This is a genomic window from Pseudomonas sp. ATCC 43928 (assembly GCF_005938665.2).
Classification (GTDB): Bacteria; Pseudomonadota; Gammaproteobacteria; order Pseudomonadales; family Pseudomonadaceae; genus Aquipseudomonas.
Window position 1 is genome coordinate 3,361,089 of the sequence record NZ_CP041753.1, and the last position, 24,771, is coordinate 3,385,859.

Consider the following 24,771-nt stretch of genomic DNA (forward strand, 5'->3'; position numbering starts at 1 on the left):
TCCCGTCTGTGAGCAATAAAGAGCTGAACTACGAAACGATTTTGCTGGAAACCCACGGCCGCGTCGGCCTGATCACCCTCAACCGTCCGCAAGCCTTGAACGCGTTGAATGCCCAAATCGTCAGTGAACTGAACCACGCCCTCGATGGCCTGGAAGCCGATTCGAACATCGGTTGCATCGTGCTGACCGGCTCGAAAAAAGCCTTCGCCGCCGGTGCCGACATCAAGGAAATGGCCGAGCTGACCTACCCGCAGATCTACCTCGATGATCTGTTCAGCGACAGCGATCGCGTGGCTAACCGCCGCAAGCCGATCATTGCCGCGGTCAACGGTTTCGCCTTGGGCGGTGGCTGTGAACTGGCGCTGATGTGCGACTTCATCCTGGCCGGCGACAATGCAAAGTTCGGCCAACCGGAAATCAACCTCGGCGTCTTGCCGGGCATGGGCGGCACCCAGCGCCTGACCCGCGCCGTGGGCAAGGCCAAGGCCATGGAAATGTGCTTGAGCGGGCGCTTGATCGATGCGGTGGAAGCCGAGCGTTGCGGGATCGTGGCGCGCATCGTGCCGGCGGATGATCTGGTGGACGAAGCGCTGAAAGTCGCGGCGCTGATTGCGAAGAAATCACTGCCGATTGCGATGATGATCAAGGAAAGCGTCAACCGCGCCTTTGAAGTCAGCCTGTCGGAAGGCGTGCGTTTTGAACGCCGGGTATTCCATGCGGCGTTTGCCACCCAGGATCAGAAAGAAGGGATGGCGGCATTTATTGCCAAGCGTGAGGCTGAATTCCAGGGCAAGTGATGTCGCGCTTCTGATCGTTCCCACACAGAGCGTGGGAACGATCTTCTTAGAGATCTTTTTAGATCAGGTAGTTCTTGAGCTCCCGGGCAATCACCATCCGCTGTATCTCGCTCGACCCTTCATAAATCTGCGTGATCCGCGCATCCCGGTAGTAACGCTCCACCGGGTAGTCCTCCAGATACCCATACCCGCCATGAATCTGAATCGCTGACGAACAGACTTTCTCCGCGATCTCCGAAGCAAACAGCTTGGCCTGTGAAGCCTCCGACAGGCACGGCTTGCCGGCACTGCGCAAGCGCGCGGCGTGCAGGATCAACAGGCGCGCGGCGTTCAGTCGGGTCTGCATGTCGGCCAGCATATTGGCGATGCTCTGGTGTTCGATGATCGGCTTATCGAACTGCACCCGATCCCGCGCGTAAGCCAGCGCCGCTTCGAACGCCGCACGGGCGATGCCCAGGGCTTGCGCAGCGATGCCGATACGGCCGCCTTCGAGGTTGGAGAGGGCGATGGCCAGGCCTTTGCCGCGTTCACCCAGCAAATTGGCTTCAGGGACGGTGCAGTTGTTCAGGGTGACGGCGCAGGTGTCGGAAGCGCGGATGCCCATCTTGTGTTCACTGCGGTCGACGATGAACCCCGCTGTTTCGGTCGGCACCAGGAATGCCGAGATGCCACGCTTGCCCAACTCCGGATCAGTCACGGCGAAAACGATTGCAAGCTTCGCCCGTTTGCCGTTGCTGACGAATTGCTTGGCGCCGTTGATCACCCACTGGCCGTCGCGCAGTTCGGCGCGGGTGCGCAGGTTATGGGCTTCGGAACCGGCTTGCGGTTCGGTCAGGCAGAAGCAACCGATGGCCTGGCCGCTGGCGAGGTCCGGCAGCCATTGCTGTTTTTGCTCTTCGGTGCCGTAATTCAGCACCGGCCCGCAGCCGACGGAGTTGTGGATGCTCATCAGCGCGCCGGTGGCGCCGTCACCGGCGGAAATCTCTTCCACCGCCAGCGCGTAGGCCACGTAGTCGACATAGGTGCCGCCCCATTCCTCGGGCACCACCATGCCCAGCAGACCCAGTTCCCCCATCTTCGCCACCAGACCGTCATCGATCCAGCCGGCCTTTTCCCAGGCTTGTGCGTGGGGCGCGATTTCGCCGCGGGCAAAATCCCGGGCCATGTCGCGGATCATCACTTGTTCTTCGCTCAATTCGATATCGTGCATGGCTCAGCTCCCGCTCTGGTCAAACCCGGTGAAAAAACTCGCGACGTGCTCGGCGTCCAGCGCCTGCAAGGTCGGCGGGTTCCAGCGCGGGTTCTTGTCTTTGTCGATCAGCAAGGCGCGCACGCCTTCGATCAGGTCGCCGCGTTCGAACCACTGGCGATCCAGGTGCAGTTCGAGGGCGAAGCACTGTTCCAGGCTCAGGTGCCGACCGCGCCGCAGCATTTCCAGGGTCACGCCCATGGCCAGCGGTGAACGGCTTTCCAGCAAGTCGGCGGTGGCCATGGCCCACTCATGGCTGTCGGCGACGGTCACTGCACGCAGTTGTTCCACCATACTCGGCACATCGGGCAGGGCGAAGAAGTGGTCGATGACCGGCCGCAGCGCCGCCAGCGGCGCCGCCAGCGGCGCTGCCGGCAGTTGCTGCACGGCGAGTTTCGCCAGCGCGCCTTGCAGGTCCTTGAGCGGGGTATCGTGCCATTCCAGATGGTCGAGTCGCTCGTCCAGCTCGCCCAGGCTGGCGCTCTCCAGGTACCAGTCGGCCAGGCCGCAATAGAGCGCATCGGCGGCGCGGATCTGCACGCCGCTGACGCCGAGATAGATGCCCAGCTCACCGGGAATGCGCGGCAGGAAGTAGCTGCCGCCGACGTCCGGGAAATAACCGATGGCCACTTCCGGCATCGCCAGACGGCTACGCTCGGTGACCACCCGCAAATCGGCGCCTTGCACCAGCCCCATGCCACCGCCCAGGACAAAGCCGTCCATCAAGGCCAGGACCGGTTTGCGGTAGTGATGGATCGTGAGGTCGAGGGCGTATTCCTCGACGAAGAAATCTTCGTGCAGCGTGTCGCCGCTTTTGAAGCTGTCGTACAGCGAGCGGATATCGCCGCCGGCGCAGAAGGCTTTCTCGCCAGCACCGCGCAACACCACCGCATGCACCTGCGGATCCTGTGCCCAGGCATCGAGTTGCTGTTGCAGGCTGCGGACCATGTCCAGGGTAATGGCGTTGAGGCCGGCGGGGCGGTTGAGGGTCAGGTGACCGATGTGATTGCGAACCTCGGCCAACACTTCGTTTTGCGTGGCATCCATGGACGGTGTCCCCGGGGATGAAACCTGAGCAGTCATCACTAACTCCCTGCTTTTATTGTTCTTTATAGAGAAGCTCGCGCGCGAGCGATGCAGGATCGTAACAGTGCAAATTTGCCCTGTACAACCGAGATACGTGCAGGTTCTTTCTGCATTTTTACCTTAGTGCAAAATCAAAAGATCGCAGCCTTCGGCAGACTGACTCCGTTTTGAATCAACCTTGAATTTGTGGCGAGGGGGCTTGTCGGATCGCCGCACCGTCCCGTTCGACTGCGCAGCAGCCGCAGATAAGGGCTATGAGCTATGCCTGGAAAAATTCGTTAGCAGGTTTTGGGGCCGCTTCGCGACCCAACGGGGGCAAGCCCCCTCGCCACAAAGATGCCTTTAGGTTCTGCTGCTCAGCACTTCACCGATACTGCGGCGCTTGGCATGCAATTCACTGGCATGAATCAACTGCTCGAGGTCTTCAGGGGTGACGTCGTAGAAGGCCTCCATGTCGGCGAGTGCCCGTCGCAGATCTTCGGCGGTGATCGCCTGGCTGTCGGCCGCGGGCATAAGCGGGGCCGGTTCGGCGGGACGCTTGGGGTAACGAATGCGCGTGAAGTTGTTGTACGCCAACGCGCTGAGCAGCATCGTCGAGCCACTGAGCATTACCGGGCCGAGGGCTTTCCAGTCCATGGCGATGGTCGCCGGGTCTGCCAGCACCATCAGCAGCGCCAGCGCCCCGGCGGGTGGGTGCAGGCAACGCAGCCAGCACATCAGAATCAGCGCCATGCCCGCCGCGAGGCAGGCGCTGCCGAGGGTGCGGCCGAGTACGTGAGCGACCAGCAGCGAGATCACCCCCGCGCAGAGGTAACCGCCAAGAATCGACCACGGCTGGGCCAGCGCACCCGAGGACACGGCGAACAGTAATACCGCCGACGCGCCCAACGGACCTATCAGATGCAGCGCCACGTCGATGCCGAACACCTGGCCGCACAACCAGACACTGAACATCGTCCCCATGGCCATGCCGATGGCGGCACGGCTCCATTCGGAGGGGCGGGTGTTGATGGCGGCGGGCAACCAGTGAGCGAGCATGACGAACATCGATCCTTTGACAAAAACCAGGGCAAAAAAAAGGCTTGTCCGGATACCCGGAAAGCCCTTGAAGTGGTTCCAACTATTGGGGGAGGAACGGCGAACAGTGTGCCGGTCATTACCGATACTGACAAATTCATATTAATGCAGCTTCAATGCATTATTTTTGCAGTATCGCGACGCGTCGACCGCTCATGAAACAGAGAAAACCGCCCATCGCCGTCAATGCGCTCAGGGCGTAGAACATGGTGGGCGCGGGCGTGTGCATCAGCAAGAAGCCGCAGATCACCGGGCTCATCGCACCACCGAGGGCTGCGAGGTTCTGCGCGCCGTAGTAGCTGCCGCGCAGTTCTTCCGGGGCCAGGGTGTCGACGAAGAGGAATTCGGCCGGGTAAATGATCATTTCGCCGAGGGTGAAAATGAACATTGCGATGCACCAGCTCACCAGGCCGTCGGCCAGGCTGAAACCGATCAAGCCGAGGATGAACAGGCTGCTGCCGCCGACAATCCAGTAACGCAGTTGTTCGCGTTTGAGAAACCGGCCGATCTGGTATTGCAGCAGGATCACGCTGATGGCGTTGCAGGCGAGCAGGGCGGCCATGGTTTCCAGCGCTCGTTTGGAGTCGTGGGTCACCAGCAGGTATTGCGACAGGTACAAGGTAAAACGACCGTGGACCACGGTGCTGAGCAGGCAGCCGCAGGTGAACATGATCAGCGTGCGGTCGTTTTTCAGGGTGACCAGGGTCTTGAGAAAGTTTTGCGGCTGACCGATGGCGGGTACCTGGGCCGGGTCTTTGGGAATCCCGCTCATCAGGAAAATGCTGAAGAACGCGATGCCGCCGGCGATCAGGAACGGCGCAATCGGGTACACGCCGGCGATCACCACGCCGAGCATCGGGCCGGTGGCGTAACCGATATTGGTCAGGGTGTAGCGCAGCGAAAAAGCCTTGGCGCGTTGGCCCATGGGCAGGTTGTCGCTGAGAATCGCCTTGGACCCGATCAGAAACAGCGCCGAGGCGGTTTCGGTGATCACCAGGGTGGCGGTGGTCAGGTAGAGGTTTTCGGCAAAGGTCAGCAGCACGAAGCCGATGGCACTGGAGAGCATGGCCAGGATCAACAGCCGACGCTTTTCGAGGCGGTCGATGATGTAACCACCATAGAGCGCGAGCAGGGTGGCGATGAACACCGCAATCCCGAGCAGCAGGCCGACGTCCTGTTGGTTGAGGCCGAGCTTGGTGCTCAGGAACAGCGTGAGCAACGGGCTGGTGATGGCGCGACTGACGACGATGGTCAGCGAGCAGATCATCAGCCGGCGGATAACGAGGGAGTAAGTGGCCACGGTGGGGCAAATGTCCTTATTCAGATTCTGTGGTGTTCGACGCGCAACGCCAGGCTCAACTCAGCCACCGATCAAGCGCCCGAACCGACTCCAGTTCTTCCAGCCGCCACAACTGCTCCAGCAGCTCTTTTGCCTGCTGTAGCGGTATCACCCGCCCGGCCAGGCTGAAGAATTTCTCCTCCAGCGCCGCATCACTCAGCGGATTGCCCGGAGCACCCAAGGGCACCTCAACGCACAGGCTTGCTTGCCGACCGTCCACGGTCCGCACGCTGACGACAGGCTCGCCATCCTCGGACAGTTGCGGGTCGACTTCAAGGCGAATACGCGACATCCAGTGCGCAATCCGCGGGTGGCGGCGTTGTTCATCGTCGTAGGCTTCCAACCGGCAATGCCCATGGACCAGCCGGGCCGCCAGGGCATAACGCAGGCTCATCTGCGCCGCCGGCAACGTGCTGACGTCCTGGCCACCGCACATGTCCTGAAGGAATCCGCACAGCGACACCTGAACGTCCTCGATCTGATCGGCGCTGATCTGCAATTGATTGAGCAACAAGCCCAATGCATCAATCGCCGAATGGGTCCCACGGCAAGCCGCATAGGGCTTGATCGAGCAGCGCGCGAGTTTCCATACGTGGCCCAGTTCGGCGTCCAACGCCTCGGGCGCGGCGGTGTCCGCCGCGAGGGTCTTGAGGAAACCGCCCCAGACGTCATCGAACAGTTTTGTCGGGCCGGTGATGCCTTGTTGAGCAAACCGCGCGGCCAGCAATCCACCTTCGGCGGCGCGTCCGCTGTGGAGTCTTTTGCTTTGCGAGCCGTCATGGATAAACGCCCACAGACCACCACTGAAGCTGCCGGCGATGCCCAGTGCCGATAAGGTTTGTTGTGCATCCAGCCCCAGAATCCGTGCACTGGCCGCCGCCGCGCCAAACACTCCGCACGTCGCCGTGGAGTGCCAACCGGCGCCGTTGTGGGCCGAGTAACTGCCGCAGGCTTCGAGCACCCGACGGCCGATTTCGTAGCCGATCACCACGGCAGTGATCAGTTCGCGACCATCAATTGACGCTTCAGAAACCGATAGCGTTGACATCGACAACGCTGCCATCACCGCCGGCAGCACCACCGCGCCGGAATGGTCGCAGCCGCCGGTATCGTCCAGCTCCAGGGCATGCGCGGCGATACCGTTGAGCATGGCGGCTTGCGCCGCGCCGACTCGCTGACCGGTGCCCCAGACCAACGTGCTGCCGGCTTCCCCCTTGAACACCTGACGCGCCTGTCTGGCGACATCGCTGCCGGCTCCGGCCAGGGCTGCGCCGAAGGTGTCGAGAATGTGCCGCTTGGCTTGCTCCACCAACGCGGCGGGTAAATCTTCGAAACGGGTATCGACGCAGAACTGCGCCAGCCGCGCCATTCGCATAACCCCATCCTGATCTCTCATACGCCGTAATCCCGATAATGACGCTCGTACACAGCGGCCGGGTGATCCTCAGTCACCGGCGCTGCCGATTCTGCCCACCACTGGGCCACTTCGGCACCGGTGGCGATCCACACGTCATCGTGCTGCTGAATGCTTTGCAGCAATTCGCGCAACACGCCGATCCGCCCTGGCGTGGCGATGATTTCCGGGTGCAGCCGCAGCACGTAACACAAGCCGAATCGGTGAAACCCGGCGAAGTCCATCTTCAGATTGCCAAGGGTGTGGCTGTAAGAGGCGATGCGCGATTGCGCCGGTGGCACCGCCGGGCTGAGGTTGAAGGCGAAATAGGGCTCGTCCTCCAGTTCGTAGTGCAACGGCAGTTCGATTACCTCGGGCGCCGTCGGGTGGGCGAAGGGCAAATCATCGCCGCGCCATGACGAGGACCAACGGATACCGTGCTCGCGCAACGCCTCGATGAAGCCCGGTGCGCCATTGCCGGCGGGAATGCGAAAGCCTGTCGGCCGCTGACCGGTCAGCGCGCTCAAGGCCGCGCAGCCCTTGGCGATTTCGGCGCTTTGCTCGGCCAGGGTCAGGTTGTCGTAGTGCTGATGGCGGTAGCCGGCGCAGGCAATCTCGTGCCCGCCGGCCTGGATCGCCCGGAGGTGTTGCGGGTTTTCCTCGGCGACGATGCCGGGCACGAACCAGCAGCTGGAAACCCCCAGTTCTGCGAACACGCCAAGCAAACGCTCGACCCCGCGCTGGGTGCCGTAGCGCCACACCGACAAGGTCTTGTCGCGCCCGGCGACTTCCGGCGCCTGGGTAAGGATGCCGTGGATGTCGTTGTAATCGACAGTCAGCACCACGGCGCAGCGGTAGCCGTTGGGCCAGACAATGGAATCAGCCATGGTGATGCTCCTTCAGCCACCAGTGGGCGACATCGCGGCAGGTGGCGAACCACACGTCGTCGCGCTGGCGCATGTGTTCGAAGAGTTTTTCCAGTAACAGGATGCGGCCCGGTTTGCCGCTGATCTTGGGGTGGAACAGGGTGGTCAGGCACAGGCCTTCAGCCATGGCGCCATCGAACTCGCGGCACCAGTTATTGAGGGTCAGTTCGTAGCTGGCGGTTCGGTCCAGCCCGGAAGGGAAGTCCGGTGCGCGGGTGTAGGCGAGGGAAGCGTAGTCGTCCATTTCCCAGCGGCCGGGGATTTCCACCAGTGGTGTATCGAAGCCCGGCACCTTGACCAGGTAGGGCCGGTCATCGCCGCGCATGCTGCTGGAATAGGTCACGCCGGCTTCCACCAGCATGGCCGGCGTTTCGGCCCGCCAGTCGCCCGATGGAGTGCGGAAACCTTCAGCGCGGATGTTCAGGTACTTCCAGAACACCTCGCGGGATTTGTGCATCACGTCCTTCTGCTGCTCCAGCGTCAGGGCGTAAAAAGATTCGTGTTTGTAGCCGTGATAGGCCACCTCATGCCCGCGCTCGACAATCGCCTGGCACTGTTTCGGCCAGTTCTCCACGACCCAGGCCGGAACGAAAAACGTGGTCGGGATGCGGAACTCATCCAGCAGATCGAGAATCCGCGGCAGCGCCCGATAGGGGCCGTAACCGCCGAAACCGAAATACTCGGGCTTGCGCCAGATCGAGCCGTTAAGCATGGCATCGCCGGTGGGGCCATCGAGGTCGAAGGCCAGGGCGAGGCAGGCCTGGTGCTGGTCGGGCCAGGTGGGTTGCAGCGAGGAGGACATCGTGGCGCTCCCTTCATCCATAGATAAAACACAGACCCTGTAGGAGCGAAGCTTGCTCGCGAAAGCGGTGTGTCATTCAACGTCAAAGTTGACTGGCAGGGCCTCTTCGCGGGCAAGCCTCGCTCCTACAGGGCAAGCATTACTTGCCGGCGTTGATGGTCACGGTCTTGATCGCGCCCAGTTCCAGGTCCCATTTCTTCAGGATTGCCTGGTAGCTGCCGTCATCGATCATGCTTTGCAACGCGACTTTCACCGCTTCGCTCAGCTCAGGTTTTTTCTTGCTCACACCCATGCCCGAGAACTGCTTGGAGATCGGCAGTCCCACGGTTTTGTACATGTCCTTTTCCTGGGTCTTGAGGTACGGCAGGGTTTCGCTGCCTTGCATGGCCGCGTCGATACGGCTCTGACGCAATTGCGCACGGGCGTCGGCCGAGCCTTCGGTGCCGATCACGTTGATCGCGGGTTTGCCGGCGGCTTCGCAGTTTTCCTTGCTCCACGCGGCGATTTCCGCCGGGAAGGTGGTACGGCGGCTGGTGCCGACTTTCTTGCCGCACAAGTCGACGATCTCGTTGGTGTCCTTGTTTTTCTGCAAGGTGTAGAACTGCGGACCACTGGTGAAGTAATCGACGAAGGTCACGCTGGCCTGACGCTCGGCGGTGTCGGTCATGCCCGACAGCACCATGTCCACGCGGTCGGTCGTGAGCGCGTTGATCATTTGCTCGAAGCCGGTTTCCTGCCATTTGATCTTCACGCCCAGACGTTCGGCCAGGGCGTTGCCCAGGTCATAGTCAAGGCCGGTGAGGGTGTTGGTGGCCGGGTCCTTGAAATCCATCGGCGGGTAGTTCGGCATGATCGCAACAACGATCTCGCCCTTGTCTTTGATACTGGCCGGCAACTCGGCAGCGAAGGCGAAACCGGATGCCAGGACACTGGCAAGTACTGCTGGGATTACTAGGTTCTTCATGGTCGTTCTCTTATGAGTGTTGTGAGCGCCAAAGGGCGCTTAGGTTCGAACGGCAGAAATGAAGCTTTGGGTGCGTGGGTTTTGCGGACTTATTAGTATTTCTTCGGGGCTTCCAGCCTCCACGATCTGCCCGCCGTCCATGAACACCATGCGGTTGGAAACCTCGCGAGCGAAGCCCAGTTCATGGGTGACGACGATCATGGTCATGCCGGTTTGCGCCAGATCGCGCATCACCGACAGCACCTCTCCGACCAGTTCCGGGTCGAGTGCCGAAGTGGGTTCATCGAACAGCATCAGCTTGGGGCGCATGGCCAATGCACGGGCAATAGCGACACGTTGTTGCTGACCACCCGACAGTTCGATCGGGTAGCTGTTGCGCTTGTCGGCCAGGCCGACGCGAGCGAGCAGTTCCACGGCTTCTTCGTGCGCCTCTTTGGGCGAACGCTTGAGCACCTGGCACGGCCCTTCGATGATGTTTTGCAGCACAGTCATGTGCGGGAACAGGTTGAAACGCTGGAACACCATGCCGGTGGCCAGGCGCTGGCGGGCAATCTGCGATTCGTTGAGCTCGTGCAGTTTGTTGCCGACGATCCGGTAACCCACCAGTTCGCCGTCGACCCACAGGCCGCCCTTGTCGATTTTTTCCAGCTGATTCACGCAGCGCAGCAGGGTACTTTTGCCGGAGCCGGACGGGCCGATGATGCACAGCACTTCGCCTTGCTCGACTTCGATGTTGATGTCCTTGAGCGCGTGGAAATGGTCGTAATACTTGTTCAGGCTCACGGCCTTGACGATGCTTCTCATGTCGGATTCCTCAAGAACGCTTGCCGGCGCCGCGAGCGAAACGACGCTCCAGACGGCTTTGACCAAAGGACAGCACGGTGACCGTGGCCAGGTACCAGATACCGGCGACGATCAGCAGCTCCATCACGCGGGCGTTGGCGTAGTAGATGTTCTGCGCGTTGTAGAGCAGCTCCGAGTACTGGATGACGCTCGCCAGGGAGGTCATTTTCACCATGCCGATGAACTCGTTACCGACCGGCGGAATGATGATCCGCATGGCCTGGGGCAGGATGATCCGGCGCAAGGCTTGCAGGCGCGGCATGCCGATCGACTTGGCGGCTTCGTACTGGCCGGTGTCCACCGACAACAGGCCGGCACGCACCACTTCGGCGGTATAGGCGCCCTGGTTGATGCTCAAGCCGAGGAGGGCGGCTACGAAGGGCGTCATCAGGCTCACGGTGTCCATTTCGAACAGGCCGGGAATGCCGATGGTGGGGAAGATCAGCGCCAGGTTGAACCACAGCAACAGCTGCAGGATCAGCGGCGTGCCACGGAACAGCCAGGTGTAGGTCAGCGCCACATAGCGCAGGATCGGGTTGGCCGACATGCGCATGATCGCCGTGATCACCCCGAAGACAATGCCCAGCGCCATCGCCAGCACCGCCATGACGATGGTGTTGAGCAAGCCCCACATGATCGCTTGCGAAGTGAGGAACTGGCCGATGTACGACCATTCGATCTTGCCTTCGGCGAAGGCTCGTACCAGGCCAATAATCGCGATCACGATGACGCTGGCGAAGAAAATCCGCCCGTAGTAACGCCGTGGCACGTGTTGGTACTGGGTGATATCGAACTGGTTTTCCGCCAGTTTGCGCTCCGCCTGGAGTCGTTCTGCCTGTGTCTGGCTCATGTTGGTTCTCCGTACACTGTTCTTTCAGATCAAGCACAATCCCCTTGTAGGAGCCGGCTTGCTGGCGATGGAGTGTCAGTCGACATCAATTCAGCTGACACACCATCGCCAGCAAGCCGGCTCCTACAAGGTTTTGCGTTGTCTATCAGAGGCGGAAGCCCTGATAGTTCTCGGTCCACTCTTGCTGCGCGACAAGGGCGGTTTTCAGTCGGCCGATCTGCTCGCGCACCTGTTGCGGCGCGGTACCGCCCCAGCCACTGCGGGCGGCGATGGCGGCTTCGAGGGTCAGGCTGTCGCGCACCTCAGGTGTCAGGCGCGGATCGATCTCGGCCAGCAGCGCCGGTGAGGCTTCCCACAGTTCGATGTCGTGTTTCTCACAGGCCTGGACCAATGCGCCGGTGATTTCATGCGCTTCCTTGAACGGCACGCCGCGCATCGCCAACCAGTCGGCGACTTCGGTGGCAAGGGTGAAACCCAGTGGTGCCTGACGGCGCAGTTCTTCGACGTTGACCTTCATGGTCGCGACCATCCCGGCCATGGCCGGCAGCACCAGCAGCAGGGTGTCGACGCTGTCGAGCACGCCGTTCTTGTCTTCGCTCAAGTCACGGTTGTAGGACAGCGGCAGGGATTTCAGCGTCGAGAGCAGGCCGGTCAGGTTGCCGATCAAGCGGCCAGCCTTGCCCCGGGCCAGTTCGGCGATGTCCGGGTTTTTCTTCTGCGGCATGATCGAACTGCCGGTGGCGTAGGCATCGTCCAGCGCGACCCAGCGAAATTGTCGCGACGACCACAGGCAGAATTCTTCGGCGAGGCGGGAAATGTTGATCCCGAGCATGCTGGCGATAAACAGGAATTCGGCGACGTGATCGCGGCTGGCCACGGCGTCGATGGAGTTTTCGCACACGCCGCTGTAGCCCATTTCCTTGGCCGACTGCTGGGGCAGGCGAGCGATGGCGGAACCGGCCATGGCCGCCGCACCCAGTGGCGACAGCGAGGTGCGCGCGTCCCAGTCCACCAGACGCTGCACATCGCGCAGCATCGATTGGGCGTGGGCCAGCAAGTGATGAGCGAAGACGATCGGCTGGGCCTGTTGCAGGTGAGTGAAGCCCGGGCAGATGCTTTCGACGTGTTGCTCGGCCTGCTCCACCAGCGCTTGCTGCAAGGCCAGCACTTCAACGGCCAAAGTACGGACGTGATCACGCAGGAACAGCCGCAGGTCGTTGGCGGTCTGGTCGTTGCGCGAACGGCCGGCGCGCAGCTTGCCGCCCAGTGCGCCGAGGCGTTCGGTCAACAGGCGCTCGATGAAGGTATGCACGTCTTCGTCATCCAGGGTCGGCGCGATGCTGCCGGCACGGAAGTCATCACCGATGCGCTGCAGGGCGTCGAGCATGGTCTGGGTTTCCTGCTCACTCAGAAGACCGGCGCGCTGCAATTCCCGGGCATGCGCCTTGGAGCCGGCGAGGTCGTACGGGGTGAGGCGAAAGTAGCGCTCGGGGCAACGGGACAGCGCCGCCAAGGCTTCGGACGGGCCGCTCTTGAAGCGGGCACCCCAGAGACGGTCGGTGGTTTGAGACATTGTTGTTTTCCTCGTCGGTAACGCGAACTGATATCGGTGTGCAGAGCCTGAAACACTTCCCGGAAATTATTCGGGTGTGGTCATGGCCAAGCAGTGTTCAAGAGGGCAGTTGCTAAAGGGCGAGAGCTGATCGAAGTGTCAGCTTTTAATAGTTCGAAATCAGTGAGTTGGCACTGATCGGCGGAATTTATTAACGGTTGCCAAGCCTTGTTTTCTGTGTTCATTATTATTAGCCAGCACTGTTTTTGTTGTTGGGCACAGGTTGTTGAATAGGGCGCCAGAGGTAAATAAGCATTATGGAAACCCCACTTTCCAATTCCGGAAACCCGCCGTTAAAAACGGTACATCGGGCGCCGTTGGCCCTCAGCGGCCTGGACTTCAAACTGCTCAAAGTATTCAAGGCCGTGGTCGAGGCTGGCGGCTTCAGTGCGGCGCAGAATGAGCTGAACGTGGGCTTGGCGGCCATCAGCAAACAGATTTCCGACCTTGAGATTCGCATCGGCATGCGCCTGTGTACCCGGGGGCGGGAAGGGTTTCACCTGACCGAAGAAGGGCGCCTGGTGTATCAGGCGTCGATCGATTTATTTGCCTCGGTCGATAACTTTCGTGATCGGCTTAGTTCGGCGCAGAATGAACTTATTGGCGACCTTGGGGTGGGCGTCATTGATAATACAATTACGGACTCGAATTCTCCGTTAGTTGCGGCGCTTAGAAGAATAAATGAAGAGTCGCCGAAAGTAAGATTTCAACTTCAGGCCTCCCAGTTAGATGAGGTGGAAAGAGGTGTGGTCGAGGGGCGGTTAGTGGCCGGGATCGTGCCGGTTTATCAAAAAAGAGAAGAGTTCGATTACTTCCCGCTGTATGAAGAACGCTCGTATGTGTATTGCGCCGTCGGTCATCCACTGTTCTCGGTGCCGGAGGCGGACATGGGCGGCAATGTGCTGCAGGATTACGAGTGCATCAACCACCGCTACGCGATCCATCGGGACAAACTGAACTTTGCCCGCTACGACAGCTTTTCCGCTTCGGCGACTCAAGTGGAAGCTGTGGCGCTGCTGGTCAAGACGGGGCGTTTCGTCGGTTTTCTGCCCGAGCATTACGTGGCAAACCTGGTGGCTCAGGGACAGTTTCGGGCGGTGCGTCCGGACCTGATCAACATCGTCACGCCGTTCAATCTGATCCTGCGCCACAACACTGTGCGCAGTCCGTTGGTGAAGGCGTTTGCCCAGGCGCTGGGGGTGGATTTGAAGGCGCCGGTTTAACCTCAAACGTAGGCGTTCAAGTGTGGTTAACAGTAACTAAAGGACAATACATGGATACGCAGGAGCTACTGCAGGCTGCGATCTTTGATCTTGCTCTTCAGCAACATCGAAACCATCAAAAGATCGCAGCCTACGGCAGTTCCTACAAGGGCGGCGTGTGCAGCAATACGAAATCGTTCTTATCGAAACGTCCGCTCAATACCGGTGGCTGGGCACCCAGCGGAGTGCCTTGCAGGGCGTTGTAGTCGTTTCGGTCCATCATCAGCCAGGCCGGCCCCGAGAGGGCTTCCAGTTCCTGTGTCGATTCGGTGAACACCGGTTGAAAGTCCTGCTCGATATTGACCATGAACTTGATCGCCTTGGCGTCTTTGCCCATGCCGTGCAGCACCAACGGCGCCGGCGCTTTTTGAATCTCTGCGAACGCGGCTCGACTGAAGGCTTGCGTGTCGTAAAGCTGACGTTCGACCGGTTCATACACCAGGATATAAACCGACCACAGCGCCAGGACTGCGCAACAGGCCAGTACCTCGGCTCGCCAGTGAGCGCGGAACCAAGCCGCCAGTGTGATGACTTGCAGAGCCGCAAGCACGATCAATACCGGCACAAAGGCAGGAGGTTGTGCTGGCAGACGCCGCTGAATGATCAGCAATGCGACAATCAACACCCCCGGTATCACCAGCCACAGCCCTTGCATCAAACCCCGCAACCAACCGAATACCCGACCTTGCGCCACCTGAAACGGGTACGCCGCAATGATCGCCGCCATGGGCAGCATCGGCAGCAGGTAACGGGCCTTTTTCGCCTGGGGAATCGATAAGCCAATCATCACGATCAACCCGGCCGCCGTGCAGTATTGCAACAAGCGTAATGCCGGACCTGCCTGCCGTGGATTCGTCAGCCAGACCGCGGCCAATACCAGCAGTGCCAATGGATAAGCGAGCGCATAGTTGCCAAACGAAGCGGTGAAGTAATACAGCGAGCCACTGACGCCTTCACTGCCGTCCATGCGCCCCATGAACTGCATGCGCACCACGTCATGCATGAAGGCCGTTCCACCACTGGCTTCGGCCAGCCACAGCAGCGCGCCGACGCACACCACCAACAACACCGCCGCCAACAGGCCAAAACCGAACAACCGTGACCATTGGCGATTGAGCAGGTAGTAGCTGCACAACATACCGGTGGGGATAACCAGCCCGATCGGCCCGCGAATCCCGAAGCCCAACAGCAGCAGCACAAAAATCAGCGGCCACCGACGGGGCATCGCGAAATGATCGGCGGCGTACCCAAGGTAGAACACCGAAAAGGCCACGGCCGCTAGCATCAGGTCCTGGGACACGGCACGGGTTTCAGTGACAAATGTACTGGTGAGCAACATCAACGCGATGCTCAGCAGCGCCCAGCGTGTGGAGCAGGGCGCGACCAACCGGTACATCAACGTGACGATCACCGCAGCGCCGATGGCAGTCGGCAACCACGCGGTGAGGCTATTGACCTGACCGAACGGCAGGGACAACAGCCAGACAAACACCGTAGACAGCGCCGAGTAATCGGCATAGGGCTGGCCATAGGTGGTCGGGAAAAACGACGGCCCGTGGCGCAGCATCTCCTGGGCGAACAGCACGAACCGCGAATCGAAACCGATTGCTGTTTGCTGATAGACCCCCGCGATGAACAGCATGAACGTCAGCAGCCCGAACCCTAAGGACTGCCGACGAATGCCGGGCGATACCGTACTCACGCGACGCCTGAGGCCGATGGCCATTGCTGAAGGGGAATTGGCAATTTGCGGGATTCACCACGGCCCATCGGGAAATACAGGAAGCCGCTGCGGGCCAGGCGCTCTGCGTCGTACAGGTTACGTCCGTCGAAAATCACCGGTGCATTCAGGCGTTGCTGGATCAGGTCGAAGTCTGGCGCCTTGAACTGCTGCCATTCGGTGCAGATGATCAAGGCGTCGGCACCCGAAAGGACTGATTCCGGCGTGCCCATGAGCATCAGCTTCGGTTCGTCAGGATAAAGGTGTTGGGTTTCCTGCATGGCTTCCGGGTCGAACGCCCGTACATTGGCCCCCGCAGCCCACAGCGATTCCAGTAGCACCCGGCTCGGCGCATCGCGCATGTCGTCGGTGTTGGGCTTGAAGGCCAGGCCCCAAACGGCGAAGGTCTTGTCGCGCAAATCACCCTTGTAGAACGCGTTGATGCGTTCGAACAATTTGTGTTTCTGCCGCTCGTTGATGGCTTCCACCGCTTGCAGCAGGTCGCTGTTGCAGTGGGCTTCTTCGGCACTGTGGATCAGAGCGCGCATGTCCTTGGGGAAACACGAGCCGCCGTAACCGCAGCCGGGGTAGATGAAGTGGTAACCGATACGCGAGTCGGCACCGATGCCCAGCCGTACCGATTCGATGTCGGCACCCAGGTGTTCGGCCAGTTCGGCGATCTGGTTGATGAAGCTGATTTTGGTCGCCAGCATGCAGTTGGCGGCGTATTTGGTCAGCTCGGCGCTGCGCAGGTCCATGAACATGACGCGGTCATGGTTGCGGTTGAACGGTGCATAGAGGTCGCGCATCACGTCGCGCACTTCATCGCCTTCACAGCCGATGATGATGCGGTCCGGGCGCCGGCAATCGGCCACGGCCGAACCTTCTTTCAAAAACTCCGGGTTGGAAACGATATCGAACTGCAGCTGACGGCCGGCCTTGAGCAGGTACTGGTCGATATGGGCGCGTAGCGTATCGCCGGTGCCCACCGGCACCGTGGATTTCTCCACCAGGATCACCGGCTGTTCACGATGACGCGCGACCGCTTCACCCACGGACAACACGTATTGCAGATCCGCCGAACCATCCTCCCGGGACGGTGTGCCGACGGCGATGAACAGCACCTGGCCATGTTGCACCGCGAACTTTTCGTCCGAGGTGAAGTGCAGCCGCTTGGCATCCAGGCTTTCACGCACCAGGCTGGCCAGCCCCGGCTCGAAGATGCTGACGTGGCCTTGTTGCAGCAACGCAACTTTTTTTTCGTCAATGTCCATGCACACTACGTCATGGCCGACTTCAGCCAGGACGGCGGCTTGCACCAGACCAACGTAACCGCTACCAAATACACTGATTTTCATGATGCACTCCTAAGTTCGGGCGCGCGAGCAGGTCGAGAATTAATAGTAATGACCCCCAGGATGACCAGCGCCACTCCCAGGGTTTTTGAAAGACTGAAGGATTCGTTGAACAGCGGCAGGCTGGCGGCCAGCACATACACCAGCGCGTAGCTGATGCTCAGCAGCGAATAGGCCCGACCCAGCGGCACATCCCGCAGGGCGGCGAGCCAGGTGAGCATCGACACGGCATAGGCGAGGATGGCGGCCAGCACGACAATCACAGCGGGCATATCGACACTGCCGCTGCTCAAGGCCGCTAGCCACTGTTCGGGATGTGGCAAGCGAGTCATGCTCCAGCGCATGCCCAACTGCGCGGCGGTGCCCAGCACTACGCTGCCCATGGTAAAGGCGATTCCGCGACGCAGGCTCATGCGTGTTGCCCCAGCAACGCCACGCCACCAATCACCAGGGCCACGCCCAACCAGTGACGGCGGTCGATGACTTCGTGAAAGACGAAACGGGCGACCAGTGTGATCAGCACGAAATTCAGGCTGAGCATGGGATAGGCGATACCGACTTCGAGGCGCTGCAACACCAGCAGCCAGACCAGCAAGCCCAGCCCCAGAGAGGCGAGCGCCAGCCACAGCCAGGGCGAACGCAGTTTCTCGCCCCAACCCGAGGTCTTGCCACGCCAGCTTTCCACGGCGTACTTCTGGGCGATCTGGCCAAGGCAAGTCAGCAGGCAGGCGGTCAGGAGCAGCAACAGGCTCATGACGCATCCCGGGGGAAGATCAGGATCACCAGGTTGCCTTGTTCATAACGTTTGCCATCCTTGGGCAGCAGTTCGATTTCTTGCAGTTCGTCATCCCCTTTGACCCGCATCACCACGCCGACCGAACCACTCTGACGCGCTTCGCGCATCCACTGTTGCACGTGCTCGAGATCGACCCGTTGCTGTATTGCATCTGGATCAGGATAGTCGAGGCCGTATTTCAATTCGCCTATCGTGTTGTACAACGCCACCTCCGGGCGTTTCAAGCGCCAGGCCAGGGCCGAGGCAGCGCCCAGGTCGTTGCTCAACAGCTTGTCGGTCTGCGCCAGTTCCGGGGCGTGCTGGAGGATGAACTGGTCGGGCATCTTGTTCGCCACCACCGAATCCGGCATGCCGGCCGGCAGCACGCCGATCAGCAGCAAACTGCCAAAAGCCGGTGCCGCCCAGCATTGCAAGGGACGGAAGGCCTGCAGCAGGTTGGCCATGATCCAGCCGATCAACCCGATGAACACCAATACCAGGTTGTGCAGTTCGTGGGTGTACAGCGGTTTTTTCAGTTGCAGATAAACCAGCGCAATCAGGACGATCAGGCCCAGCGTCATGTTCAGCAGGCCATTGATCCCCAGCACCCGGCCTTGTTCCAGCTTCAGTCGGTCCGCCAGGGCATGGCCCAGCAACAACGCCAGAGGCAGCAGGCAGGGCATGATGTAGGTCGGCAGCTTGCCGTTGCTCAGGCTGAAAAACAGCAAGGGCATCAGCAACCACAGCAGCAGGAAAGCGATGTTGGCCTGACGCCGGGTCTGCCAGGCCTGTTTCAGCGCCGATGGCAGCAACGCCGCCCATGGCAGGCTGAACGCCACCAGCAGCGGCAGGTAGAACCACCATGGCGCATCGTGTTGGGCGTCATCCCCGGCGAAGCGGCGAATGTGTTCGTGCCAGAAGAAGAACCGCCAGTAATCGGGTTCCTGCGCGTGCACCGCCAAGGCCCACGGCAGGCTCACCGCGATGGCGACGATAATCGCCACCGGGCCGTAAGTCAGCAGTTCCCGCCAGCGTTTCTGCCAGAGCACCCAGGGCAGGGCGATCAACACCGGCAACGCCCAGGCGAGGAAGCCTTTGGTCATGAAGCCCATGCCGCAGGCCAGCCCCAGTACAGTCCAGCCGAGCAGACGCTGGCCACGGCTGGTGCTGTCCAGCGCAAACCACAAAGCCACCAGGCTCAGGTTTACCCAGAAGGTGAATTGCGGATCGAGGTTGGCGTAGCCGGCTTGCCCGGCGATGATCGCAAAGCTCATGTACAGCAGCGCACAGGCAAAACTCTTGCGCGGCTCGTTCCACAGCCGGTGAGCGATCAGGTAGCACAGCAACACGCTCAGCCCGGTACTCAGCACCGAGGCAATACGTACGCCAAACAGATTGTCGCCAAACAGCGCCTGGCCGATAGCGATCATCCAGTAGCCCGCGATGGGCTTTTCGAAATAACGCAGGCTCATGAAATGCGGCGACACCCAGTTACCGCTCAGGAGCATGTCCTGGCTGATCTGGGCGTAACGGGTTTCGTCGGGAATCCATAGGCCGTGGGTGCCCAGTGGCAACAAGTACGCCAGCAGCAGAACGACCAGTAATAACGGCAATGCCCAGGGTTTGCTCATGCGCCTTGAACCCCTAGCCAACCTTCGCGACCCTCAAGGGTGCCGCGTACAACCCGGCCCTTCGGCAAGATGGCGGGGGCGTCGGGAAGCAAATTGCCCAAGGGCTGGAAATGAATATCACGTTGGCGAGCATCGGCCAATAATTGGCGAAAATCGTTGGCCATCAGAATCCCTTCTACTTCGGCATGGACAGTGTAGACATTGAGTTTTTGCGGGGAGAACCGCTCAAGAATGAAGGTGTTGAAGTCTTTGGCCGCAACGGTCGGGCCAACCACTTCGTCGAAGGTCGGCAGGTCCACCGGAATCTGCGGTGCGCCCAGACTACCATTGGTCAGGATTGGCTGGAACATATGCTGGCCTCGACAATCGCTGTTGTAGCGAAAGCCGAAACCTTGCTTGGCTTCGATCACACGCTCGTCCGCCCGCCAACCGGCGGATGCCGAGCATTCGACTTTTTGACCGAGGATGTCACTGAGGCTGTCGACGCCACGACGAATCTGCTCGATCAGTTGCGCCTGGCTCCAGCGTCCGGCATTGGCCTGCCAGCCGTGGTGATCCCAGGCGTGCAGGCCGACTTCATGCCCAGCCGCCTGGGCTTGACGCATCAGGTGCCCGAGGTCGCGACCGATCGGTTTACCCGGCCACGCAGTGCCTGCCAACAAAATATCCCAGCCATACAGGCCGGCAGCGTTGGAACGAAGCATCTTCCAGAGAAACTGCGGACGGATAAGGCGCCACAAGTGGCGCCCCATGTTGTCTGGCCCGACGCTGAAGAAAAACGTCGCCTTGACCTGTGCTTCATCGAGTATTTCGAGTAACCGCGGCACCCCTTCACGGGTGCCTCGGTAGGTGTCGACATCGATTCGAAGGCCTGCCTGCATCAACGTTTTTTGTCCGCGATTTCGAGCATGGCCTCGCGCAGGAAGAAGTCCAGCGTGTTGCCGATGGTTTCCTTCATCTCCACGGTGGGTGCCCAGTCAAGCAGACGCTTGGCGTTGGCGATGCTCGGTTTGCGGTGAGACACGTCCTGATAGCCAGTGCCGTAGAAAGCCTTGCTTTCGATATCGCGGAAACCGGCGAATGGCGGGAAGTTGTCGCGCAACGGGTGAGCTTCGAACTGACGCAGCAGTTCTTCGCCCAGCTGACGAATGCTGGCTTCGTTGTCCGGGTTGCCGATGTTGATGATCTGGCCGTTGCAGACATCGTTGTCGTTGTCGATGATCCGCGCCAGGGCTTCGACGCCATCGGCGATGTCGGTGAAGCAGCGTTTTTGTTCGCCGCCGTCGAACAGGCGAATTGGCGTGCCTTCCACCAGGTTCAGGATCAACTGGGTGATGGCCCGGGAGCTGCCGATACGCGCCGAGTCCAGACGGTCCAGGCGTGGGCCCATCCAGTTGAAAGGGCGGAACAGGGTGAAGTTCAGGCCTTTCTGGCCGTAAGCCCAGATCACTCGGTCAAGCAGCTGCTTGGAGATCGAGTAGATCCAGCGTTGCTTGTTGATCGGCCCAACCACCAGGTTGGAGCTGTCTTCGTCGAAGTTGGCGTCCTGGCACATGCCATAGACTTCGGAGGTCGACGGGAAGATCACGCGCTTGTTGTATTTGACGCAGTAGCGAACCAGTTTCAGGTTCTCTTCGAAGTCCAGTTCGAATACACGCAGCGGATTGCGGGTGTATTCGATCGGCGTGGCGATCGCCACCAGCGGCAGGACCACGTCGCATTTCTTGATGTGGTACTCGATCCACTCCGAGTGGATGCTGATATCGCCTTCGACGAAGTGGAAGTTCGGATGGCTGCGCAGGCGCTCGATGGCGTCCGAGCCGATGTCCAGGCCGTACACTTCATAGCGGTCGTCACGCAGCAGGCGCTCGGACAGGTGATTGCCGATGAAGCCGTTGACGCCAAGGATCAGCACGCGGGTGCGACGCGGTGCACGGCCCGATTCGGCGCCACGCAGCACAGAACCGTCGACCAGCCCCAGTTCATTGGCCAGTTGTGGACCGCTGAGGTACAGGCCGTTGTCGTTGCGTTGGCCGGCGTTGACCACCAGCGAGTCTTCGCCGCAGGCGATTCGCAGCGGATCGACGCTGATAACCCGGCCCGGTGCCTGGCCTTCGTTGCCCTTGACGACATCCGCGCTCCAGACAATCAACTTGTGCTCGCCCACGGCACAGAACGCGCCCGGGTAAGGTTGGGTCACGGCGCGGACCAGATTGAACAGTTCTTCGGCCGGCTTGCTCCAGACCAGTTTGCCGTCCGCCGGGGTGCGACGGCCAAACACTGTGGCTTTGGATTCGTCCTGTGGGGTTTCGCTGATTTTGCCCTGAAGCAAGGCAGGCAAGGTGTCGCGCAGCAGATCGCTGGCGGCCTGGCGCAATTTGGCGTGCAGGGTCAGCGCGGTGTCGGCGCGCTCGATCGCTACCCGCTCCTGGGCAATGATGGCGCCGGCATCGGCACGTTTGACCATGCGGTGCAGGGTCACGCCGGTCTCGGTTTCACCGTTGACCAGTACCCAGTTGGCCGGTGCGCGGCCACGGTAGCGAGGCAGCAACGAACCGTGCAGGTTGAAGGCGCCTTTGCTGGCCGTGGCCAACAGTGGTTCGCTCAGCAGGTTGCGGTAGTAGAACGAAAACAGGTACTCGGGGTTGAGTTTGCTGATGCGCTCGATCCACAGCGGGTGGTTGGCGTCTTCCGGGGCGTGCACCGGGATGCCTTTACGGGCGCACAGTTGCGCAACCGAGCCATAGAACGCATTTTCCTTCGGGTCATCGGGATGGGTGAACACGGCTGCAATCTCGAAACCGCTGGCAAGCAGGGATTCGATGCCGGCACAGCCAATATCGTGATAAGCGAAGACAACAGCTTTTGCACTCATGAGAGAACCTGATCTGAAGAAGTGGAAGTGAGACCGTCAACGGTGACAACGGGGGCAGGAGCAGAAGGGGTGCTACGTAAAACTTTTTCGATAAAGAACCGTGGACGTGCCCGGACGTCGCTGTACATGCGACCCAGGTACTCGCCCAGCAGGCCCATGCCAATGAATTGCCCGCCGGTGAAAACGAACAGTACGGCGAACAGGACGAACGTACCGCCGCCCGCCCAACCGGCGCCGAAAGCCATGCGCAGCACAATCAACGCGATGGCGAACAGCACGCCGAGGCCGGCCATGCCGAAGCCGACGATGCTCAGCAATCGCAGGGGCGTGGTCGTCATGCAGGTGATCAGATCGAACATCAGGTTGATCAGGCGCATCGGGCTGTATTTGGATTCGCCGTGTTCACGCTCGGCGTGGGTCACCAGAATTTCCGTGGTGTGCCGGGCGAAGCTGTTGGCCAGGATCGGGATGAACGTGCTGCGTTCGCGGCAGGCGAGCATGGCGTCGACGATGGTGCGGCGGTAGGCGCGCAGCATGCAGCCGTAGTCGCTCATGGCAACACCGGTGGAGCGTTGCACGGCAAGGTTGATCAGCTTCGACGGCCAGCGACGCAAGGCCGAGTCCTGACGGTTGTTGCGCACCGTGGCGACTACGTCATAGCCCAGTTCGGCCTGAGCCACCAGCCGCGGGATTTCTTCAGGCGGGTTCTGCAGGTCGGCGTCGAGGGTGATCACCACGTCGCCCTTGCATTGTTCGAACCCTGCCATGATCGCCGCGTGCTGGCCGTAGTTGCGGTTGAGAATGACCGCCACCACCGGGCTGCCGTCGAGACTGGCCGCCTCCTCGAGGATTTGCGCCGAGTTGTCGCGGCTGCCGTCGTCGACCAGCACAATTTCGTAGTCATGGTGCAGTTGCTGGCACGCCGCTTCGGTGCGCCGGAGCAACTCGGGCAGACTGTCCTCCTCGTTATAGACCGGGATGACGATTGATACGCAACGGATCGGATAAGGTTTCACAGGCTTCTGTCCAGTGTTTTTTCAATGGCGCCGACGACACGATCGACATCATCGGTAGTCATGTCGGGGAACAACGGGATCGAACACAGCCGCGCCGAGTTCCATTCGGTGTTGGGCAGGTAGATGTTGGGGAAACGCTGCCGGTAGTAAGTGTGCAGGTGGGTGGCGATGAAGTGAATACCTGTGCCGATGTTCTGTTCCTGCAACGCCTTCATGAACGCCTCGCGATCCAGCCCGCAACGTTCGGCGTCGATGCGCAGGATGAACAGATGCCAGGCGTGCTGTTGCGCATGGGCCGGAATGGCCAGCGGTTGCACCGGCAGGCCTTCAAGGCGTTGCAGGTAGGTCTGGGCCAGCTCTGTGCGCTTGGCGTTGATCGCGTCCAGGCGTTCCAGCTGAACCAGGGCGATGGCGGCATTGATGTCGGCCAGGTTGTACTTGAAGCCGGGTTCGATCACCTGGGCCTGGGGTTTGCGGCCGTGGGTGAGGCGGTCGTAGGCGTCGACGCCCAGGCCATGGAACTTGAGCATGCGTACCCGATTGGCCAGGGCTTCATCGTCGCTGACGAACATCGCGCCCTCGGCGCAGGTCATGTTCTTGATCGCGTGGAACGAGAAGATCGCCGTGCCTTGGGCGCCGACATGCCGACCTTTATAGAAAGTGCCCGCCGCGTGAGCCGCGTCTTCGATGACGGTGATGCCATGTTTGTCGGCCAGAGCGTAGAGCGGATCGAGGTCGAATGCCGCGCCGGCGTAATGCACCGGAATGATTGCCTTGGTGCGAGGCGTGATCGCCGCTTCGATGCTCTCCAGGTCGCTCATCAACGTGTCGCGGTCAACGTCGACGAAAACCGGCGTCGCACCGAGCAGGCAGATCATGTTGGCGGTCGACACCCAGGTCTGGGACGGAGTGATGACTTCGTCGCCGGGACCGATACCCAAGGCCAATAAAGTAATGTGCATGCCACCGGTGGCCGAGGACAATGCGACGGCATGCCGACAGCCAACATAGTTGGCGAAGTGTTCTTCCAGTTGCTGGTTTTTCGGCCCGGTAGTGATCCAGCCAGAGCGCAGTACTTGCTCTACCGCAGCAATTTCTTCATCGCCGATACTCGGGCGAGAGAAGGGGAGAAACGCCTGACTCATGGGCACCTCGGAACTGAAAAAAAATTAGACTATCAGGCTTGAACGTTGGATCCA

Annotated in this window: 22 protein-coding genes; 2 read left to right on the top strand and 20 right to left on the bottom strand. The window is 60.6% G+C overall.

Translation table 11 applies throughout. The features are described from left to right. Window positions 1-23 precede the first annotated feature (23 nt). The gene (locus FFH90_RS15460; protein WP_019649661.1) at window positions 24-797 is read left to right on the top strand and encodes an enoyl-CoA hydratase; all 774 of its coding nucleotides are present in this window, start codon (window positions 24-26) and stop codon (window positions 795-797) included. Between the two features lie 58 nt (window positions 798-855). On the opposite strand, the gene FFH90_RS15465 is transcribed toward FFH90_RS15460, so the two are convergent. From FFH90_RS15465 to argH, 11 genes are all read right to left on the bottom strand, one after another. Further along, window positions 856-2,007 (bottom strand): acyl-CoA dehydrogenase family protein, encoded by a 1,152-nt coding sequence (locus FFH90_RS15465; RefSeq protein ID WP_018929133.1) that lies wholly within the window; start codon window positions 2,005-2,007, stop codon window positions 856-858. Between the two features lie 3 nt (window positions 2,008-2,010). Next, window positions 2,011-3,129 (bottom strand): enoyl-CoA hydratase/isomerase family protein, encoded by a 1,119-nt coding sequence (locus FFH90_RS15470; RefSeq protein ID WP_138867512.1) that lies wholly within the window; start codon window positions 3,127-3,129, stop codon window positions 2,011-2,013. 345 nt (window positions 3,130-3,474) lie between these two features. Continuing rightward, entirely contained in the window at window positions 3,475-4,170 is a 696-nt protein-coding gene (locus FFH90_RS15475; RefSeq protein ID WP_026286646.1) for an HPP family protein, read from the bottom strand. Between the two features lie 160 nt (window positions 4,171-4,330). After that, entirely contained in the window at window positions 4,331-5,509 is a 1,179-nt protein-coding gene (locus FFH90_RS15480; protein WP_138867513.1) for an MFS transporter, read from the bottom strand. A gap of 55 nt (window positions 5,510-5,564) precedes the next feature. Further along, window positions 5,565-6,923 carry an MmgE/PrpD family protein gene (locus FFH90_RS15485; RefSeq protein ID WP_138867514.1) on the bottom strand — a complete coding sequence of 453 codons (1,359 nt, stop codon included), beginning with the start codon at window positions 6,921-6,923 and terminating at the stop codon, window positions 5,565-5,567. Between the two features lie 17 nt (window positions 6,924-6,940). Beyond that, on the bottom strand, window positions 6,941-7,828 hold the full coding sequence (locus tag FFH90_RS15490) for a polysaccharide deacetylase (protein WP_138867515.1): 888 nt from the start codon (window positions 7,826-7,828) through the stop codon (window positions 6,941-6,943). Then, window positions 7,821-8,669 (bottom strand): polysaccharide deacetylase, encoded by an 849-nt coding sequence (locus FFH90_RS15495; RefSeq protein ID WP_138867516.1) that lies wholly within the window; start codon window positions 8,667-8,669, stop codon window positions 7,821-7,823. Before FFH90_RS15495 ends, FFH90_RS15490 begins: the two co-directional genes overlap by 8 nt. A 139-nt stretch (window positions 8,670-8,808) precedes the next feature. Beyond that, complete coding sequence (locus FFH90_RS15500) at window positions 8,809-9,633, bottom strand: ABC transporter substrate-binding protein (RefSeq protein WP_028940620.1); 825 nt, start codon at window positions 9,631-9,633, stop codon at window positions 8,809-8,811. Between the two features lie 39 nt (window positions 9,634-9,672). Further along, window positions 9,673-10,437, bottom strand: coding sequence for an amino acid ABC transporter ATP-binding protein (locus tag FFH90_RS15505; RefSeq protein WP_018929141.1), 765 nt, complete (start codon window positions 10,435-10,437; stop codon window positions 9,673-9,675). A 10-nt stretch (window positions 10,438-10,447) separates the two neighbouring features. Then, on the bottom strand, window positions 10,448-11,326 hold the full coding sequence (locus FFH90_RS15510; RefSeq protein ID WP_018929142.1) for an amino acid ABC transporter permease: 879 nt from the start codon (window positions 11,324-11,326) through the stop codon (window positions 10,448-10,450). 145 nt (window positions 11,327-11,471) lie between these two features. Next, the gene (argH, locus tag FFH90_RS15515; RefSeq protein ID WP_138867517.1) at window positions 11,472-12,899 is read right to left on the bottom strand and encodes an argininosuccinate lyase; all 1,428 of its coding nucleotides are present in this window, start codon (window positions 12,897-12,899) and stop codon (window positions 11,472-11,474) included. A 296-nt stretch (window positions 12,900-13,195) separates the two neighbouring features. On the opposite strand from argH, the gene FFH90_RS15520 reads away from it, so the two are divergent. Continuing rightward, entirely contained in the window at window positions 13,196-14,161 is a 966-nt protein-coding gene (locus FFH90_RS15520; RefSeq protein WP_138867518.1) for a LysR family transcriptional regulator, read from the top strand. 142 nt (window positions 14,162-14,303) lie between these two features. On the opposite strand, the gene FFH90_RS15525 is transcribed toward FFH90_RS15520, so the two are convergent. The 9 genes from FFH90_RS15525 to arnB are packed head-to-tail and all read right to left on the bottom strand — an operon-like array spanning window position 14,304 to window position 24,717. Then, a complete protein-coding gene (locus FFH90_RS15525) occupies window positions 14,304-15,926 on the bottom strand; it encodes a glycosyltransferase family 39 protein (RefSeq protein ID WP_018925827.1) in 1,623 nt (540 codons plus the stop codon). Continuing rightward, window positions 15,899-17,278, bottom strand: coding sequence for a UDP-glucose/GDP-mannose dehydrogenase family protein (locus tag FFH90_RS15530; RefSeq protein WP_018925828.1), 1,380 nt, complete (start codon window positions 17,276-17,278; stop codon window positions 15,899-15,901). Before FFH90_RS15530 ends, FFH90_RS15525 begins: the two co-directional genes overlap by 28 nt. Further along, on the bottom strand, window positions 17,275-17,688 hold the full coding sequence (gene arnF / locus FFH90_RS15535; RefSeq protein ID WP_138867519.1) for a 4-amino-4-deoxy-L-arabinose-phosphoundecaprenol flippase subunit ArnF: 414 nt from the start codon (window positions 17,686-17,688) through the stop codon (window positions 17,275-17,277). The genes FFH90_RS15530 and arnF overlap by 4 nt, the downstream gene beginning before the upstream one ends. Continuing rightward, window positions 17,685-18,029: a 4-amino-4-deoxy-L-arabinose-phosphoundecaprenol flippase subunit ArnE gene (gene arnE, locus FFH90_RS15540; protein ID WP_018925830.1), complete on the bottom strand. Its 345-nt coding sequence runs from the start codon at window positions 18,027-18,029 to the stop codon at window positions 17,685-17,687. Before arnE ends, arnF begins: the two co-directional genes overlap by 4 nt. Then, window positions 18,026-19,681, bottom strand: a complete 1,656-nt coding sequence (gene arnT, locus FFH90_RS15545) for a lipid IV(A) 4-amino-4-deoxy-L-arabinosyltransferase (RefSeq protein WP_018925831.1) — start codon at window positions 19,679-19,681, stop codon at window positions 18,026-18,028. Before arnT ends, arnE begins: the two co-directional genes overlap by 4 nt. Then, a complete protein-coding gene (arnD, locus tag FFH90_RS15550) occupies window positions 19,678-20,562 on the bottom strand; it encodes a 4-deoxy-4-formamido-L-arabinose-phosphoundecaprenol deformylase (RefSeq protein ID WP_111453311.1) in 885 nt (294 codons plus the stop codon). The genes arnT and arnD overlap by 4 nt, the downstream gene beginning before the upstream one ends. Further along, complete coding sequence (arnA, locus tag FFH90_RS15555; protein ID WP_018925833.1) at window positions 20,562-22,556, bottom strand: bifunctional UDP-4-amino-4-deoxy-L-arabinose formyltransferase/UDP-glucuronic acid oxidase ArnA; 1,995 nt, start codon at window positions 22,554-22,556, stop codon at window positions 20,562-20,564. Before arnA ends, arnD begins: the two co-directional genes overlap by 1 nt. Then, window positions 22,553-23,572: an undecaprenyl-phosphate 4-deoxy-4-formamido-L-arabinose transferase gene (gene arnC / locus FFH90_RS15560; RefSeq protein ID WP_018925834.1), complete on the bottom strand. Its 1,020-nt coding sequence runs from the start codon at window positions 23,570-23,572 to the stop codon at window positions 22,553-22,555. The genes arnA and arnC overlap by 4 nt, the downstream gene beginning before the upstream one ends. Then, window positions 23,569-24,717 carry a UDP-4-amino-4-deoxy-L-arabinose aminotransferase gene (gene arnB / locus FFH90_RS15565; protein ID WP_018925835.1) on the bottom strand — a complete coding sequence of 383 codons (1,149 nt, stop codon included), beginning with the start codon at window positions 24,715-24,717 and terminating at the stop codon, window positions 23,569-23,571. The genes arnC and arnB overlap by 4 nt, the downstream gene beginning before the upstream one ends. Window positions 24,718-24,771 lie beyond the last annotated feature (54 nt).

Coding starts and splice junctions, on each gene's coding strand:
- FFH90_RS15465 (WP_018929133.1), bottom strand. CDS start 2,007: ATGCACGATATCGAATTGAGCGAAGAACAAGTGATGATCCGCGACATG.
- FFH90_RS15470 (WP_138867512.1), bottom strand. CDS start 3,129: ATGACTGCTCAGGTTTCATCCCCGGGGACACCGTCCATGGATGCCACG.
- FFH90_RS15475 (WP_026286646.1), bottom strand. CDS start 4,170: ATGCTCGCTCACTGGTTGCCCGCCGCCATCAACACCCGCCCCTCCGAA.
- FFH90_RS15485 (WP_138867514.1), bottom strand. CDS start 6,923: ATGCGAATGGCGCGGCTGGCGCAGTTCTGCGTCGATACCCGTTTCGAA.
- FFH90_RS15490 (WP_138867515.1), bottom strand. CDS start 7,828: ATGGCTGATTCCATTGTCTGGCCCAACGGCTACCGCTGCGCCGTGGTG.
- FFH90_RS15495 (WP_138867516.1), bottom strand. CDS start 8,669: ATGTCCTCCTCGCTGCAACCCACCTGGCCCGACCAGCACCAGGCCTGC.
- FFH90_RS15500 (WP_028940620.1), bottom strand. CDS start 9,633: ATGAAGAACCTAGTAATCCCAGCAGTACTTGCCAGTGTCCTGGCATCC.
- FFH90_RS15505 (WP_018929141.1), bottom strand. CDS start 10,437: ATGAGAAGCATCGTCAAGGCCGTGAGCCTGAACAAGTATTACGACCAT.
- FFH90_RS15510 (WP_018929142.1), bottom strand. CDS start 11,326: ATGAGCCAGACACAGGCAGAACGACTCCAGGCGGAGCGCAAACTGGCG.
- argH (WP_138867517.1), bottom strand. CDS start 12,899: ATGTCTCAAACCACCGACCGTCTCTGGGGTGCCCGCTTCAAGAGCGGC.
- FFH90_RS15520 (WP_138867518.1), top strand. CDS start 13,196: ATGGAAACCCCACTTTCCAATTCCGGAAACCCGCCGTTAAAAACGGTA.
- FFH90_RS15525 (WP_018925827.1), bottom strand. CDS start 15,926: ATGGCCATCGGCCTCAGGCGTCGCGTGAGTACGGTATCGCCCGGCATT.
- FFH90_RS15530 (WP_018925828.1), bottom strand. CDS start 17,278: ATGAAAATCAGTGTATTTGGTAGCGGTTACGTTGGTCTGGTGCAAGCC.
- arnF (WP_138867519.1), bottom strand. CDS start 17,688: ATGAGCCTGCGTCGCGGAATCGCCTTTACCATGGGCAGCGTAGTGCTG.
- arnE (WP_018925830.1), bottom strand. CDS start 18,029: ATGAGCCTGTTGCTGCTCCTGACCGCCTGCCTGCTGACTTGCCTTGGC.
- arnT (WP_018925831.1), bottom strand. CDS start 19,681: ATGAGCAAACCCTGGGCATTGCCGTTATTACTGGTCGTTCTGCTGCTG.
- arnD (WP_111453311.1), bottom strand. CDS start 20,562: ATGCAGGCAGGCCTTCGAATCGATGTCGACACCTACCGAGGCACCCGT.
- arnA (WP_018925833.1), bottom strand. CDS start 22,556: ATGAGTGCAAAAGCTGTTGTCTTCGCTTATCACGATATTGGCTGTGCC.
- arnB (WP_018925835.1), bottom strand. CDS start 24,717: ATGAGTCAGGCGTTTCTCCCCTTCTCTCGCCCGAGTATCGGCGATGAA.